Origin of the sequence: Desulfitispora alkaliphila (assembly GCF_050433185.1) — a bacterium.
Taxonomy (GTDB): Bacteria; Bacillota; Desulfitisporia; order Desulfitisporales; family Desulfitisporaceae; genus Desulfitispora; species Desulfitispora alkaliphila.
Window position 1 is genome coordinate 1 of the sequence record NZ_JBNPXS010000051.1, and the last position, 16,840, is coordinate 16,840.

Genomic DNA, 16,840 nt, shown 5'->3' on the forward strand with positions numbered 1-16,840 from the left:
AGGAGGGTAAGCGACCATGAAACTAGTGGAGACTATAAGCACGGTCATACCATTACTTCCAAACATAACCAGTTTGGCAGATAGGATGGACTTTATCCTGTAAAAAAATGATAGATATAAGATATCTATCCAGTTCCTGAGGCTGACCCATTGTTAGGTGACTATGAAATACTGAGAATGAGTGAGTATTAAAGAGAAATATTAACTTTATAGAAGGAGGATGGACTTTATCCTGTAAAAAAATGATAGATATAAGATATCTATCCAGTTCCTGAGGCTGACCCATTGTTAGGTGACTATGAAATACTGAGAATGAGTGAGTATTAAAGAGAAATATTAACTTTATAGAAGGAGGAGTTACCATGTTTAACTTTTTAAAAGGTAAAGAAGAAAAAACTACAGTGATAGAGGCCAACCCAATGTTCTGTTACCAGTGTGAGCAGACACCCAAGGGAGGCTGTACTAAAATTGGGGTTTGCGGAAAGAACTCAGACATTTCAAGTTTACAAGATATTATCATTTTAGGTCTTAAGGGTGTATCCGCTTATGCTACACATGCAAGGGAACTAGGAGCTCATGATCCAGAAATCGATGCAATTGTACACAAAGGGCTTTACACCACATTAACCAATTCAAACTTCAACTTAAATGAGCATATAGATATGGCACTAGAGGTTGGTCAGGCTACAGTGAAAGTAATGGATCTGCTTGATAAAGCCCATACTGATCGTTTAGGAATTCCTCAGCCTGTTCAAGTATCCTCTGATAAAATTGAGGGCAAGTGTATTTTAGTTACAGGTCACAACTTGTTCGCCCTTGAAGAGCTATTGAAGCAAACTGAAGGTAAAAATATTAATGTTTACACTCATTCAGAAATGCTTCCAGCCCACGGCTACCCTGAATTGAAAAAATATTCTCACTTAAAGGGTAACGTAGGTAAGGCATGGTTTGACCAAAGAAAATTATTTGAACAATTCCCAGGGGCAATCTTAGGTACTACTAACTGCCTAATGCCTATTAAAGGAAACTACTCAGATATAATGTGGACATATGGAACAGCAGGCCTAGAAGGCGTTGCTAAAATAGAAAATGACGATTTTACACCTGTCATTAATAGAGCACTAGAATTACCTGCTGCTAATGTAAAATCTGATAAAGTTATGTCAACAGGCTTCCACCATGAAACAGTACTGTCAATTGCACCAGAAATTATTGATGCCGTTAAAGCTGGTAAAATCAAGCGCTTTTTCACAGTAGCTGGTTGCGATGGGCCAACAAAAGGAAGAGACTACTATCGAGAATTAGCTCAATCATTACCAAAAGACTGTGTTCTTCTTACCACATCATGTGGTAAGTTTAGATTTAACGATCTAGATTTTGGCACAGTGCCCGGAACTAACATCCCTAGATATATCGACTTGGGACAGTGCAACAACTCCGGTTCTGCAGTAAAAATCGCTATAGCTTTAGCTGAAGCTTTCGACTGTGGCGTTAACGATTTACCTCTGACAATTATCCTGTCATGGTTTGAGCAAAAGGCGGTTGCAATTCTATTAGGGTTATTTAGCTTGGGAGTAAAAGACATTAAAGTAGGACCAAGTGCACCTGCTTTCATTTCTCCAGGAGTATTACAAGTACTTCAAGATAACTTTAATCTAGGGTTAGTTACAGACCCTAAATCAGATTTAGAAGCTGTTTTAGGAAAATAAGAAATTAAACAATTATCCCACCTTCTAAAAGGGCAGAGTCAATATACTCTGCTCTTTTTAATGAATAATTCTTGGCCAAATGAGCAAAGATTGTTATAATTTACTTTGTCAATCTAAAAAGAGGTGATCATATGAAAAAATGTGTAATTTCCCTATCGGGAGGATTGGACAGTACTACTAATATGGCTATTGCCCACAACTTGGGACAAGAAATCTATCCCATAACTTTCAGCTATGGTCAACGGCATAGCCAAGAGCTAGAGTGTGCAAAAAAAGTAGCCGCCCACTATGGAGTAGAGCATAGACATAAAATTGTAGATGTAGAATTCCTACATAGCATCGGTGGTAGTTCTTTAACTGACCTGAATATGGAAGTCCCTGAAAGCATGGACACAAGTAAGATCCCCACTACCTATGTTCCTCATAGAAATTTAATCTTTACCTCCTTGGCTGCGGCTTATGGAGAGGTAATTGGTGCAAAATATATATACCTTGGGGTTAATACATTGGACTATAGCGGATACCCCGACTGTAGACCTGAATTTATTGATAGTCTACAACAAACAATTAATCTTTCTTCCAAAAATTTCGTTGAGACAGGAGAAGAAATCAAAATCGCAACACCTCTTCTTCATATGACAAAAGCAGAAATAATTACTAAGGGCATGGAACTAAATGCACCCTATCACTTGTCTATTTCGTGCTACAAGGGAACAAACTGCGGTGTGTGTGACAGCTGTCGTTTGCGCCTTAAAGGGTTTGCAGAAGCAGGCTATACAGACCCAATCACATATGAATAAACTGTGTATTACAATTAACATTCAGCGAAGTTTGTTTAACTAAAAAGCTTCGCTGAATATCCTTTCAATCTTTGAAAAACAAATCTACTTCACCTTTTGTCTCTTTATTTATTTTGCCTTGAGCAACAAGTATATCTAAATGACCAAAAGTTTCGGAAAGACCTAAAAAAAGTTCTTGCTTGGACAACTTGGGAAATAATCTATAGCAAATTTCTATAGCTAGTGCTGGTTCCTTAGAAACCATATTAAAGATATGATTTTGCCGCAATTCAAATTGCTTTATTCGTTCTTCTATCAGGTGCTGAGGATTAAAGAAATTATCCCCATGACCAGGGAAAACTTGTTTTATGGGCAACTCAGCAGTTTTCTTTAAAGAATCCATGTATCTTGATAAGTTAGGTTCACGTTTTACCCCTTCTTCAGCTGGTGGCTCTAAAAGAGGGTTTGAAGATATGTCAGGTAAAAGATGGTCTCCAGAAATAAACCACCCTTCTTCCACATGCAAAAGACACATGCAAGTATTAGAGTGTCCCGGAGTATATATTACCTTCCACCTGTCTCCTCCAGCAACTATCTCAGATCCATCCTCTACTACCACATCCACCGGTGCAGATTGACCAAATTGTGCTATCTTATAATCACCCTGCTTAATTTTCCTCATAATTTCCTCTGAAACACCAGCTTGAATATAGAGAGATCTAAAGTATTCTGCTGTTTCTAGCCAAGCCTCATTGTGATTTATAAGCCAAGGAGCAGTCTTTTTATGTACTATAGTCTTAGCACCTGATATATCTACAAGCTTTCTTGTCATCCCAAAATGATCATGATGAGCATGGGTAATAACTATCTGTTCAATTTGCTCCAAACCAACCCCCATCCTCTCTACTTCTTGCTTTAGAGCCCGAAAAGCTTCTTCTGTCTTAGGTCCAGTATCTACTAAAGTTATAGGATTACCTTTTAACAAATATAAATTTACAGGCCCCACCTTAAAAGGGGTTGGAACAATTATTTTATATATCTCAGACATTATTGTGACCTCCAGTGGTCGTTTTAGTATATGATACCTCTTTTTGAGAATTTTTTCAATATTCTGTTGATTTTAGCCGCTATATATTATTAATAAAGATATATGCACCCACTTGTAGGGTTAAGACTATGGGAACACCCCACTTAAACAGATTATGCTGAGTCTTGTGGCGCCAAACTTTCATTCCGGTATAAATACCTAAACCTCCACCCACTAATGCAATTCCAATTAATTTTTTTTCCTCAATGCGCCATTGACCCCTTATTGCTCTCCACTTATCATAGCCCATTAGTGCAAAACCCAATAAATTTATACTTATTAGATAGTAATATATGATTTCCATAACTTCTCCTCTTTATTAAGTTTGAATTGATACTAGTACTTTTCTCTCCCTGGGTCCATCGAAGTCAACTAAATATATCCCCTGCCAAGTCCCTAATACAGCTTTTCCCTTATTGACTATAATTGTTTCCGATGCACCTATCAAACTGGCCATCATATGGGCTGCTGAATTCCCCTCTAAATGCTTGTAAGGCCCATCCCAGGGTATTAGCTGATTTAAAATAACTTTCATATCCATAGTCACGTCTGAATCGGCATTTTCATTAATAGTTATGGCTGCCGTTGTGTGGGGCACAAAGATTACCACAGTACCTTTATCTACTTTTTCCTCTAGCAGCAACCTATTTATGTCATTAGTTATTTCTACAAAAGACATTCTCCCTACTGTCTTATAGCACAACTCACGCATAAAACATCACCTCGCAAAAAATTAAGGCAGTCAATGACTGCCTGTTTAAATCATATCATTATTTTCCTTTAGCCTCAAGTTCTTCCACAGCATTCTCAAGGTAGCTGTTAAGGATAAATCTGCGCATAAAAGGATGATCCACCCAGCTGTTATCAGCACCATTATTTAATGTTATGTAAATTACATATGCTTTTTTAGCATGATTAATTTCAGGCTGCTCAAAAATAATCTTTTGTAAAACCCGATTTATTTGCTTCTTTTTATTCTCATCTATCAGCCTTTCTAAATATCTACGGCTAAATGCATTTATCTTCCTCATTCGCAGGTGCTCTATTATGGGCTCTAATTCTTGGCTACTAAAATAAGTAGTTATAAACTCAGGTGCATCGGCAAGAACATCGGCACCATTTAGATAACGATTTAGCTGTCCCAGTACTTCCTCATTATCGAAAGGCAATCTTTCCTTCAATTTATTGGCCTGAACTACCTTGTACATAGTTAACATTTTTTCGAGAGTTTTTTTTATTCTATTTTTCCCTGTCAATGGCACTTTTTCGCTGCCCAATGCCTTTAGTAGCATCGCGCGACTAAACCTTTTCACATATTGGAACCTAATATTCTCTGCCTCTTCACCATCTAGGCTTTCAAAATTTAGCTGATTTAGTTCTATTGAGTAGAGCCGATTAATAAAAATCATTATTCCCAAGTACACATCATGAGCAAGAGGAAAAAGTCTCTTTTCTAGCTGGTATTGATTTACTTTGCCCTGAAGCATAAAGTAATTAAAAAACAAGTAAGAAAATGCATTGTTTGGGAATCTCAATAACTGGGCCTTTACTTTAGCTTCAACTATTTGGTTGTCTGGCTCCTGAAAAAACTGATCTAACAGTTTATCAAATTCCTTGTCGGGTAATTGCTGACACACTTTAGTCACCGTCCTTTTGTTTTTTTACACAAATATAAACATTCAGTAATAGTTTTCTCTATTTATATTAAAAATATATACCATGGCAGGTATTTAGCATCAAAGCATAGAATATTTAGATTAGTTAAGGATAATGACTATTAATAAGAGGAGGGTTTTAATGAAACAGTTATCTGAAAGCGCTCATTGGCTAGGTGTTACTGACTGGACTACTCAGTACTTCCACGGCTATGGATTATCAACTCACAGGGGAACTTCTTATAACTCTTATCTAATTAAAGATGAAAAAATTGCAGTGGTGGACGGAGTTATGGCTTCCTTCGCAGATCAGTGGCTAGAAAATTTAGAGCAACTTGTTGACTTTTCCAAAATAGACTATGTAATTTCTAATCATTCAGAAACGGATCACTCAGGAAGTTTACTGGCACTAATGGAGAAAGCACCCCAAGCAAAGGTTATTGTCACACAAAAAGGAAAAGAACATGTTCAAAAGCAGTGCCACAAAGATTGGAATTTTCAAGTAGTTAAAACTGGTGATAAAATCAGTCTTGGCAGTAAAGAGGTCATTTTTGTAGAGGCTAAAATGCTTCACTGGCCCGATAGTATGATGACTTATTTAACTGGAGATAACATTCTATTCTCCAATGATGCCTTTGGTCAACATTATGCTACATCATCTATTTTCAATGATGAAGCTGAGATGGACGAAGTTTATCAGGAAGCTATTAAATACTTCACTAATATCCTTACACCTTTTAGACCCATGCTTCTCAAGAAAATTGAAGAATTGAAAAAGCTCAACCTTCCAATCCAGATGATTGCGCCTAGTCATGGCATTATTTGGCGAGATAACCCAATGCAAGTTGTGGAGAAATATGTGGAATGGGCATCGGACTACGCCGAGCCCCGAGTAACTCTGCTTTATGACTCCATGTGGGATAACACAGAAATAATGACAAAGGCTATTGCCAAGGGTCTTCACGCGGCTGGCGTTGATTATAAAATGCACCATATGGTGACTGCTGATAAGAACGATATTATGACAGATATCTTTAGATCAAAGGGAGTACTGTTAGGATCACCTACTATAAATAATCGGTACCTACCCACCACCTCTCCTGTTCTAGAAGAAATTCGCTGCCTGCGATTTACAAATAAAATGGCAGCAACATTTGGCTCCTATGGATGGACAGGTGAGTCTCCTAAGCTTTTAGCGGCTCATTTAGAGGAATCAAAGTTCGAAATTGTCCAAGAACCTTTAAAGGTTAAGTTTACACCTACAGAAGAAGAACTGGAGCAGTGCTTTCAATTCGGAAAATCTTTTGGCGAAAAAGTTCTTAGCAAGTTTGAATAAACTAAAAAAACCACCTTGGGGTGGTTTTTTTAGTTTATTCAAATTAAAGATCGTAGTATAGAGCAAATTCAGCGGGGTGAGGTATTTTATTGAACTCTTTTAACTCACTTCTCTTCTTTTCTATCCAAATATCTATAAGACACTTAGAGAATGCCCCTCTCTTAGTCAAAAACTCATAGTCTTTTTCTAATGCATCTAAAGCCTCATCAAGAGATTTAGGCAATGGCATTATCTTGGCTTGTTCTTCCTCGGTTAAGTTATATAGATTAATATCGTAAGGACCAAATCCTGCTTCTGTAGGATCAATTTTGTTTTCTATTCCATCAAGGCCCGACATTAGTATTCCCGCATATGCATAATAGGGGTTGCACGTAGCATCTGGATTTCTTATTTCAAAGCGCTTTTCTTCAGGGCTCTTAGCATAAGCAGGGATTCTGATCACTGCACTTCTATTTGCAGTGGCAAAACAAATGCTCACAGGTGCTTCATACCCAGGCACTAACCTCTTGTATGAGTTTGTACTGGGGTTTGTCAATGCACACAGGGCTGGCGCATGCTTGAGTAGACCTCCAATAAAATGATGTGCCATTTCACTTAAACCACATTAGTGTCGCCTATTATGTAAACATCACCAATCATGGAAAGTGTGGACGTAGCAGTAAAGGGTTCCTCAAATGCTGTAGTAACGTCTGGAATAAATACCATATCGCTTTTTTCTAATGGTGCATAACTATAATTAGAGCCGTCAAACCCTATTCCATCTTTTAGTGTTTTCTCTGAAAAACGCTCTATTGGAATGGTTAGGTGCCTCCAACGTCCAAAGAGATCAATCATTTTAAAGTCCACCATTTTCACTCCGCGCTCGTTGCAGAATTATAGGAAAATATTTTATTTTAATAGAAACATCATTTTTCACCAAGCTGCTACAATTCCATCTGCTCTAGGATCTGATGCTCCTACTAGGACTCCCTCTTTTAGTCGCCAGATAATTTGTCCCCTGCCAAAATCGGCAATATCCTTTGATCTTTTTATTTTGTGCCCCCTTTCTTCTAAAGCCCTAACCATATCCTCAGGAAAATTGCTTTCCACCTCTACAAGGTTACCCTCAACCCACCGCCATCTAGGTGCATCTAATGTAGCTTGGGGATTTAAACATAAGTCAAGGGTGTTCATTAATACTTGAACATGCCCCTGAGGCTGCATGAAAGCTCCCATCACGCCAAAAGGTCCCACCGGTTCATTACCCTTAGATAAAAATCCCGGTATAATGGTGTGGTAAGTTTTCTTCCCCGGCTTTAAACAGTTGGGATGAGCAGGGTCCAAAGAAAAAGTATGACCTCTGTTTTGCAAACTAATGCCTGTCCCTGGAACCACTATTCCCGATCCAAAGCCCCTGTAGTTACTTTGAATAAATGACACCATATTACCCTCTCGATCAGCTGTTGCCAAATAAACCGTTCCTCCCATGGGTGGTTTTCCGTATTTCGGATCAACAGCCCTATTACCTATCTCTTTTCTTCTTTGATCTGCATATTCATCTGCTAGCAAGGCCTCAACTGTTACCTCCATATGCTCCCTATCAGTGATATAATTTAGTCCATCGGCAAAAGCCAATTTCATTGCTTCTATCTGATGATGATACATTTCCACATTAGACTCAGAAAAATCCCATTTTTTCAGCATATTAAGTGCCATAAGTGCTACTATTCCTTGCCCATTAGGTGGCAATTCCCATACATCATAGCCCTTATAGTTTACTTTTACTGGATCAACCCACTGAGGTTTATATTCTGCCAGGTCACTAGCTGTTAAAAATCCTCCACACTTACTAGAAGCTTCATGGATTTTTTGTGCCAACGCTCCCCTATAAAAAGCTCTAGCTTCTGTTTCTCCTATCGCCCTTAATGTATCCGCTACATCACTTGACTTCCAAATTTCCCCCGCTCTAGGAGCCCTACCTTTAGGGGAAAATGTCCGAAACCAGGATTCAAATTCATAGCCGTCGGCGTTTTCCACCATATCCTGATATGCCAAATCCCAAAAGTGTGCTACCACCGGTGATACTGGATAACCGCTAGTAGCATAATCAATAGCTCCCTCAAATAGTCGTTGAAATTCCAGTCGGCCAAAGCGCTTCCACAGCTCCGACCACGCCGCAGGAGCTCCTGGAACTGTTACAGAAGTCCACCCCAGCCTGGGCATCTCACTGATCCCCCTATCGGTTAACTCTTCTATAGAAATACCCGCCGGAGCAGGGCCGCTGGCATTCAATCCATATAAACTTCCTTTGTGCCATACTAGGGCAAATGCATCTCCCCCAATGCCATTAGAAGTGGGCTCAAGTACCGTTAAGCTAGCAGCCATGGCTACTGCCGCATCTATAGCATTACCACCTTTTTTCAGTATATCTAACCCTATTTGAGCGGCCTGAGGTTGACTAGTGGCAACCATGCCATCTCTGGCAAAGGTGCTCATTCTTTTAGATGGGTTTGGATAGTACATATAGTTAAAATTCAACAGCTACACCTCCTATTTTAAACTCATCTTACTAGGTTTCAGTATTATTCCTTACTTTACCTTTAGAACCTTTGTTCTATATTTTAAAGTTTTAGTGTATAATAGAATGTATGTTCCCAAAGTTCCTAGGAGGTGTTTTCATGACACAGGTAATTATGTTGGCAGATATGGAATCCTTTTATGCCAGCGTTGAGATTTCTAGAAACCCCCATCTAAAAGAAAAGCCCGTAATAGTCTGCGGAGATCCAAAGCTCAGGCATGGTATAGCCTTAGCTGCTAGCAGACAAGCAAAAGAAAAAGGTATTAAAACTGGAATGCCCGCTTGGGAATGCACAGCTCTCTGCCCAGATGCTATCTTTGTGAGCCCCCATATGCAAACTTATATAGATGTTTCCCTAGAAATAACAAAAATACTAGAGCAATATACAGATTTAGTAATGCCTTACTCAATAGATGAACAATTTTTAGATGTTACCGGATCTCAAAAGCTTTATGGGGAACCTGAAAAAATAGCCCATACCATAAACAGAGAAATACTCTGTCGCACCGGCGTGCGCTGCCGTATTGGCATTGGGGAAAACCCTTTGCAAGCTAAAATGGCTTGCGATAATTTTGCAAAAAAAAATAGATCAGGCATATTTTCCCTCTCTAAGAAGAGTTACTATTCCTATGTTTGGCCTTTACCAATAAAAAAACTCTTTGGAGTGGGCTCTAGGATGGAAAAAAATTGAAAAATATAGGTGTAACTACTATTGGCAGTTTAGCTAAGCTACCTCGCAAGGACTTACACCTTCGTTGGGGAGTAAATGGAGAGATTTTGTGGCTAAACGCTAATGGCATTGACTACTCTTCTTTAAACCCTTTTGCCCAAGAGCAACACAAAGGGGTCGGTCATTCTATCACTCTACCCAGAGACTATCGCAATCAGCGAGAAATCCAGGTTATTTTATTAGAAGTTACAGAAGAAGTATGTCGGCGCGTTAGACAGTTGAACTGCTTGGGAAATGTCATCAATCTATACTGTCGCGGAGCAGATTTCCAAAACCCTATGGGGTTTTCTAGGCAAAAAAAACTTTATCAGCCCAGTGACACTAGCTCTACTATTTATCCAGAGGTACTTAATCTATTTGAAGCCCATTGGCAATACTACCCAGTACGCGCTCTAGGAATCAGTTTGAGCCAGCTTCAATCAAACAGTTCCTTTCAAATGTCTTTGTTTTCCGATCAGAGCAAAGACTCCAGTTTAAACTCTACTGTGGACAGTGTACGGGATCGGTTTGGCACCACCAGTATCTTTCGCGCATCTTCTTTAAGTACAAGTGCTCAGTTTTTTCAGCGAGCAACAAAAGTGGGAGGTCATGAAGCATGAGTAAAAAACTATTAGACCAGTTTAATTGTAGTAAGATGATGTTATCAGAACACCGCTCTGCTCTTAAAAATCATAAACATAAACCTATACCACCACAAAAAGATAATATTAGCGAAGAGCTTGCCCAGGAATTCCAGTATTTAATTACAGAATCCCTTGCAACAGGAAGGGAACTGAAAATAGTATCCAGCTGGCAGGACACCCGTGAAGAGCTAAAGGGAAAGGTCATCCAACTTAATAGCTTTCAAAAAGTCATACACCTTCAATCCTGCTCCGGAAAAATACATAGACTAAAAATTCAACATATTTTATCCGTGGAATGAAGGTATCTTCCTTTTTTTATAGAAATTGTTAATGGATTAATTCTAAAATTTATTACTATAGGGGAGAGTGCTATGGAAAAAATTACTCAACCAAGTCCGGAAGCGTGGCTTGAAAAATTTCGCTTCAGTACCTCTATCCGCACCCGCTTTTGTGAAACAGATGCCTTTGGACACATTAACAACGTAAGTTATTTCATCTACTTTGAGCAAGCCCGAGTAGAATACCTTCGAGAGCTAGCTCTTGAATCTGAAATGCTGCGCAATAAAGAATTTTTTGTAGTAACAGCCGATCTCTACTGCCAATACTTAGCTGAACTCTACTTCGGAGATCAACTTGATGTAAAGCTCAGAGCTACTAGAGTTAGAAACTCCAGTTTTGACTTTGAGTATGCTATTGTTAGGCCAAAAGATGGTAAAATAGCTGCTGCCGGAAGGGGAGCAATTGTATTTATGAACAGAAATACTAAAAAGAGTATGCGTATACCAGAGCACTTAAAAGAAAAGCTCTATGAATATGAGCCAGATTTACAAACAGAGGCCTAATGAAGGGCCTCTGTTTATCTTTAATCTATTTTGAACTAATATTGACACCGGAATCTATAGGAACAAATCCCCGCTGTTGATTTTCTATATAAGGATTGTTTTTCACACCCTTAGGGAACACATTAAAGTTTTCTACTACAAATAGATATACGAGGCATCCTATAGATATTAACCCCAGGGTAATCATAATCTCCATCCCCGAAGGAAAGTATGATACAGGGGCTGCTTCATGTAAACCCGTAAATAATACATTTAACCTGTTTGCTACTACCCCAGTTACTACCATCAAAGCAGATAAAACAATTCCACCTTTTGACTTCCTTCCTGGACCAACAATTATTAATAATAGTGGAAATGCAAATAGTGCCAATTCAAGTAAGTACATGTTTCCAGTAAAAGTACCAGCAAAAGCTGCCTCTAAATACCCTCTATTTGAAAGATTCCACAAGTTAAAAGCTAAGTAAATGGCTAGAATAAAAGCCACTCCGATCATAAGCTGGCCTAAAATTCGTTGTTCAAACTTCATTTTATATGATTTAGAAACTAAGAAAGATTCTATAACTACCATAGCAGGCCCAACAGAAATAGCTGAGAGCAAAAATAGCCATGGCAATGCATCCGTATACCAAATTGGGTGCATTTTATCTGGCATGATCAAAAACAGTGCTCCCAATGAAGATTGGTGTAAACTTGATAAAACTATTCCAGCGATTACAGCAGGAATTGTAACTGCTGTAGTAATTCTGTAAACTTTATCCCATTTAAATCTCTCTGCAATTACTGGTAAAAATTCTACAAGTAAGACAATGTTGTATATAGTTACACATACAAATACTTCAAACAATACTGAAGTATATCCCCAATGGATAAGTGGTCTCCATGCATTATACCAAAGCCCCACATCCAAAAAGAGTCCCACCAAGACCAATAAATAACCCAGCCAAGCAGTTAATACAGCTGGCCTAGTCAATGGCTTAAACTGTTTGAGATTAAAAACGTATATTACAGCGCACATAGTGAACCCCCCTGCAGCCAACGCCACACCTAGCATAACATCCACACCAATCCATAAACCCCAAGGCCAAGAGTCATTTAAGTTCGTAGCTGCTCCTAAGCCATATACCAAACGATATATCATAAGCCCAATTCCTACTAAGGCTAGTAGCATCATGACCATGCGTATCGGCGTAACCCTAAAAGCAAAAGATCCAAATCTAACTTGATTGCTCACAACACTCACCTACCTTTTTTGATTATTCTCCTCATTTGCCACTTCCTGTTTTCTATTAAATAAGAAATATAAACCCGTCATACCTGCCGCTATACCCCCAGCAAGGTAAGGAACTTTTTTCAGGGCATCCCAAGTTAAATCTGGCAGTGGTTCTTTGGGTAAATTTGCTGTTAGTCCTAGTTCCTCGAAGGGGATATCTGAAATATAAAGGACACTGGTTCCTCCTACTTCATTTTCTCCATAGATGTGGTCAATATATTTATCTGGGTTATCCTTTATCCTTTGCTTAGCAATAGCTATCATGTCATCCCTATCACCAAATTTTATGGCTGTAGGACAGGATGTTGCACAAGCAGGTTCTTTTCCATTATCAAGTAAATCAATGCAAAAGCGACACTTTTTGACCTTAGGGAAAGTCTTATTCCACTCGTACTTGGGTATCCACCAAGGACAAGCAAGCATACAATAGCGACACCCTACACAAGTTTTGCTGTCATAAACCACAGCACCGCTCTCTGCCTTAGTGATGGCTTTGGCAAAACAAGCTGATACACAAGCCGGATGCTTACAATGCATACACATGTGCTTAATAAACCGCCATATGGGGCGTTCATTTTTCTCCGTTTCAATGAACTCCACAACAGTATAGGTGTCTGCTGACATTTTTGGTGGATTTGTCACTGTATTTTCAAAACTGGTCCGTTCACTATCTAAATAATTCCAAGACTTACAGGATACTTGGCATGAGCGACACCCAATACACTTTGTAACATCAATTAACATTCCCTTTTGAGCCATGTATTCTCACCTCTCTTCACTATTAATCTTTTATTCCGCTTTTTTGACATTACACATAAAGGCCTTGCTTTCAGGAATTGTGGTATTGGGGTCACCTATGTGTGAAGTCAATACATTGGCTGAATCTCCCCTGGACAACCCAGAAAAACCCCAATGCCACGGCATTCCAATAACGTGATATAACTTCCCAAACAGCTTGACAGGCTTTATCCTAGAGGTAACCATGGCATTAACTGTAATCTCGCCTCGCGGAGTAGAAATTACTAATTTGTCCCCTGGTTCTATGCCAAGCTCTTTAGCAAACTCCCTTGAAATTTCAGCAAACATCTCAGGCATCAATTCTACCAGCGATGGGCAATTTCTTGTCATAGCACCACTCTGATAGTGCTCAGTTAATCTATATGTTGTAATAATTATAGGATATTGACTATCTCCAAGCTCTATTAGCCTACTACCATCGTGCTCCCAAATGTTTGCTACAGGCATATGCTGCAATTTATTAAGGGCATTCTTTATTGGACCCTCTACAGGCTCATAGTGCTCTGGGAAGGGGCCATCCACTGGACCATTGGAGAATATACGTGCTAGTCCTTCAGTATTCATAATAAAAGGATTTGCTGCAGACACTTCTGGTTCCACACTGGCGTTAAAGTCAGGTACATCCTTCATTTCCCAGCGCCCACCTGAATAGTTAAACAATGCCCGTTGGTCATCCCACGGCTTGCCATGAGCATCAGTAGCACATCGGTTATACACAATTCTCCTGTTCAAAGGCCAAGCATAAGCATAATTAGGATGTAAGCCTAAACCTCCCGGTCCTTCCAATTCCCTGCGTTTACAGGCGGGGTTATCTGCATTGTCAAAGTAACCTGCATAAATCCAGTTGCCACACGCAGTTGAACCATCATCTGTTAATGCTCCAAAAGTAGTTAATCCCTTACCCGTAGTTACATCATATCCATTAATTTCAAGGGCAACCCTGTGAACATCAGGCTTTTTGTCAAAACTGCCACTGTAGTCCCAGTTCATCTTGAGAATTGGGTCTGGACAAGTTCCTCCCTCTTTTTGATATAGCTCTTTTACCCCGTTAAAGATCCTATCGACTATCCACAAATCACTTTTGCATTGCCCTATGGGTTCTATAGCTTGATAGCGCCACTGAATCCAGCGACCGCTATTGGTGACTGTACCCTCTTTTTCATATACACTAGCTGCTGGTAACATGAATACCTCTGTCTCTACTTCTTCAGGGTTTAAATGAGGTGCCTTCCAAAAGCTAGCTGTTTCCGTTTCAAATACGTCAATGGCAACCATCCAGTCCAATTGAGTAAATGCATCAATTGCATATTTAGTATTTGGCCCCCCTACAACTGGGTTTTGCCCCCAAGCAAACATTCCCTTAATACTGCCCTTTTTTGTCTCCTCCACAATACCTATATGAGACCTATTCATTTTGTCTAGTTTAGGTAAATAATCATAACCAAAGTCGTTCTCCTGAGTAGCATTATCACCATAGAAAGCTTTCAATAAGCTAATCAAGAATTTGGGTTTGTTTGACCAGTAACCACTAGCTGGCGTTTCTACTTTGACGTAATCCTCTAGTGTAGGATGTAAGTTTTCTCTAGGAACCCCCATATATCCAGGTATTAAATGAAAGAGCATAGCCATATCAGTTGAACCTTGAACATTACACTCTCCCCGTTGGGCATTAACTCCTCCTCCTGGTATTCCCATATTGCCTAGAAGTAGCTGTAATATGGCCAAAGCTCTCACATTTTGCGTACCATGCGTATGTTGAGTAATACCCATAGCATAGATTACATTACCAGCCTTGCCTGATGTTCCTGTGGAACAAAATGTTTTTGCTATCTGCTCATAGTCCTCTATGTTTGTACCAGTAACATTGCAAACAGTTTCTATGTCGTATCTCTCTACATGTTTTTTAAGCAATTGAAATACAGAACGTGGGTGTTCTAGGCTAGAGTCTCGTAGGGGGTTACCATCTTCACCTAGCTGATATCTCCAGGTGCTTCTGTCGTAGGATTTCATTCCATCTACCTCTTGAAAACCAGTAAATTCTCCATCAGCAAAATCAAATTCTTCATCTACAAGAAAAGAGGCATTAGTGTAATTCTCCACATAGTCTTTGTGGTAATAACCATTCTGCAATGCGTAGTTAATTAATCCATTAATAAAAGCAATATTAGTACCTGGACGCAAATGTCCAATATAATCCGCACTAGCACAAGTACGAGTATATCTAGGGTCAACAACAATTAGCTTTGCTCCTCGTTCCTCTTGGGCTTTTTGAATCCATTTCATAGCCAGCGGATGATTTTCAGCAGGATTTGCACCTATAACTAAAAATGCATCTGAATTTTTATAATCTATCCAATGATTTGTCATCACACCTCTTCCAAACGTGGCCCCCAGACCGGCGACCGTGGAACTATGTCAGAGACGAGCGTGATGGTCTATATTTACCATCCCCATGGCTCTAGTAAATTTGTGAAAAAGATAATTCTCTTCATTTTCTAATGCAGCACTACCAAAATGGGAGATTGCTGTTGTTCTATTTACTGTAACCCCTTCTGCATTTACTTCCTCGAAGGTTGAATCCCTGGTTTCTTTTACTCTTTGTGCTATTTTTTCAAGAGCCCAGTTCCAGTCTTTCTCCTCCCATCTACTACTTTTTGGAGCACGGTATAACACTTTGGTCACTCTTTGTTTGTTTTCTACACGCATTCCCTTGTACATCACATGGGATAAATCGTTAATGGAAGAGCCTTTAGAACAAAGTGCCCCTTCGTTAATTGGGTTATCTGAATCTCCCTCTACATAAACCACCTTGCCCTCTTCTGCAAATACTAAAATCCCGCAACCAACTCCACAGTACGGGCAGACAGTCATTTTTTCAGTTCCATATGTCACTTTAAGTTCACTAGCATAAGCCTTCTTCTCACTATCATCAACAACACTTAATGTCAAACCCATTGAGGCAATTCCAACGCCTTTAAAAAAGCCCCTTCTTGTCACTTTTGTCATGCATATTCCTCCCTCCAACTTTTTGGCATTGCCTTAATTATTTGCACATAATTAAATTCACTTATCACTAACCACCCCTCTCTCAAAAGACAAACAACCATTTATCTTGAAATTATTATTTGAAAATTAAAACACAAGACTGAGCGAAATAAATAGTCAAGTTTTTAGGTTATCGGATTCGTATTATTAAAAATATTTTGTTGTTTTGATTATAGCAAAATGTGTACATTTGTACCATAGATTGTTAATATTTTCTCAATGAATTTACTAGTTTCTTGTAGTATGTATGATAGGAAATGTAGTCTTTAAGTATTGTATTGTTTTGTTTTTTTATAAAGGAATAATTTTATTATCATCGAGTAGGAGGTAGATAATTATTTTATCTACCGTCCTCTCACACCACCAAGCATACCGTTCGGTACTTGGCGGTTCATTAAGTTAATTGCAT

At 39.1% G+C, this 16,840-nt stretch carries 13 protein-coding genes and 2 pseudogenes; 6 read left to right on the plus strand and 9 right to left on the minus strand.

The annotated features are described in order from the left end of the window. Positions 1–362 precede the first annotated feature (362 nt). Both hcp and queC read left to right on the plus strand, forming a co-directional pair. Positions 363–1,709: a hydroxylamine reductase gene (hcp, locus tag GGQ84_RS13860; protein WP_429163409.1), complete on the plus strand. Its 1,347-nt coding sequence runs from the start codon at positions 363–365 to the stop codon at positions 1,707–1,709. Positions 1,710–1,840: 131 nt separating this feature from the next. After that, positions 1,841–2,509 (plus strand): 7-cyano-7-deazaguanine synthase QueC, encoded by a 669-nt coding sequence (queC, locus tag GGQ84_RS13865; protein WP_429163410.1) that lies wholly within the window; start codon positions 1,841–1,843, stop codon positions 2,507–2,509. 64 nt (positions 2,510–2,573) lie between these two features. Here the strand turns inward: queC and GGQ84_RS13870 are convergent, their stop codons facing one another. The 4 genes from GGQ84_RS13870 to GGQ84_RS13885 form a co-directional block, all read right to left on the minus strand. Then, a complete protein-coding gene (locus GGQ84_RS13870) occupies positions 2,574–3,536 on the minus strand; it encodes an MBL fold metallo-hydrolase (protein WP_429163411.1) in 963 nt (320 codons plus the stop codon). 79 nt (positions 3,537–3,615) lie between these two features. Next, on the minus strand, positions 3,616–3,879 hold the full coding sequence (locus GGQ84_RS13875) for a DUF1294 domain-containing protein (RefSeq protein ID WP_429163412.1): 264 nt from the start codon (positions 3,877–3,879) through the stop codon (positions 3,616–3,618). A gap of 15 nt (positions 3,880–3,894) precedes the next feature. Beyond that, positions 3,895–4,287, minus strand: coding sequence for a secondary thiamine-phosphate synthase enzyme YjbQ (locus GGQ84_RS13880; RefSeq protein WP_429163413.1), 393 nt, complete (start codon positions 4,285–4,287; stop codon positions 3,895–3,897). Between the two features lie 58 nt (positions 4,288–4,345). Beyond that, on the minus strand, positions 4,346–5,221 hold the full coding sequence (locus GGQ84_RS13885; protein ID WP_429163414.1) for a hypothetical protein: 876 nt from the start codon (positions 5,219–5,221) through the stop codon (positions 4,346–4,348). Positions 5,222–5,372: 151 nt separating this feature from the next. On the opposite strand from GGQ84_RS13885, the gene GGQ84_RS13890 reads away from it, so the two are divergent. After that, positions 5,373–6,566: an oxygen-binding di-iron domain-containing protein gene (locus GGQ84_RS13890; protein ID WP_429163415.1), complete on the plus strand. Its 1,194-nt coding sequence runs from the start codon at positions 5,373–5,375 to the stop codon at positions 6,564–6,566. Positions 6,567–6,609: 43 nt separating this feature from the next. On the opposite strand, the pseudogene GGQ84_RS13895 reads toward GGQ84_RS13890, so the two are convergent. Together GGQ84_RS13895 and GGQ84_RS13900 are read right to left on the minus strand one after the other, a co-directional pair. After that, positions 6,610–7,415 (minus strand): annotated as a pseudogene (locus GGQ84_RS13895) (glutamine synthetase beta-grasp domain-containing protein). Positions 7,416–7,478: 63 nt separating this feature from the next. Continuing rightward, on the minus strand, positions 7,479–9,086 hold the full coding sequence (locus tag GGQ84_RS13900; RefSeq protein ID WP_429163421.1) for a gamma-glutamyltransferase family protein: 1,608 nt from the start codon (positions 9,084–9,086) through the stop codon (positions 7,479–7,481). Between the two features lie 137 nt (positions 9,087–9,223). Between GGQ84_RS13900 and GGQ84_RS13905 the strand changes: the two are divergent. The 3 genes and pseudogenes from GGQ84_RS13905 to GGQ84_RS13915 all read left to right on the plus strand — a co-directional run bounded on the left by GGQ84_RS13905 (position 9,224) and on the right by GGQ84_RS13915 (position 11,318). Then, a pseudogene (locus tag GGQ84_RS13905) lies at positions 9,224–10,452 on the plus strand (DNA polymerase IV). Beyond that, positions 10,449–10,775, plus strand: coding sequence for a YolD-like family protein (locus tag GGQ84_RS13910; protein ID WP_429163416.1), 327 nt, complete (start codon positions 10,449–10,451; stop codon positions 10,773–10,775). The pseudogene GGQ84_RS13905 and the gene GGQ84_RS13910 overlap by 4 nt, the downstream one beginning before the upstream one ends. A 72-nt stretch (positions 10,776–10,847) precedes the next feature. After that, the gene (locus GGQ84_RS13915; protein WP_429163417.1) at positions 10,848–11,318 is read left to right on the plus strand and encodes an acyl-CoA thioesterase; all 471 of its coding nucleotides are present in this window, start codon (positions 10,848–10,850) and stop codon (positions 11,316–11,318) included. Positions 11,319–11,343: 25 nt separating this feature from the next. Here the strand turns inward: GGQ84_RS13915 and nrfD are convergent, their stop codons facing one another. Genes nrfD through fdnG form a run of 3 tightly spaced genes read right to left on the minus strand, consistent with a single transcriptional unit; the run spans position 11,344 to position 16,392 of the window. Then, positions 11,344–12,549, minus strand: a complete 1,206-nt coding sequence (gene nrfD, locus GGQ84_RS13920) for an NrfD/PsrC family molybdoenzyme membrane anchor subunit (protein WP_429163418.1) — start codon at positions 12,547–12,549, stop codon at positions 11,344–11,346. A 9-nt stretch (positions 12,550–12,558) separates the two neighbouring features. Then, on the minus strand, positions 12,559–13,347 hold the full coding sequence (locus GGQ84_RS13925) for a 4Fe-4S dicluster domain-containing protein (RefSeq protein WP_429163419.1): 789 nt from the start codon (positions 13,345–13,347) through the stop codon (positions 12,559–12,561). 30 nt (positions 13,348–13,377) lie between these two features. Continuing rightward, on the minus strand, positions 13,378–16,392 hold the full coding sequence (gene fdnG, locus GGQ84_RS13930; RefSeq protein ID WP_429163420.1) for a formate dehydrogenase-N subunit alpha: 3,015 nt from the start codon (positions 16,390–16,392) through the stop codon (positions 13,378–13,380). Positions 16,393–16,840 lie beyond the last annotated feature (448 nt).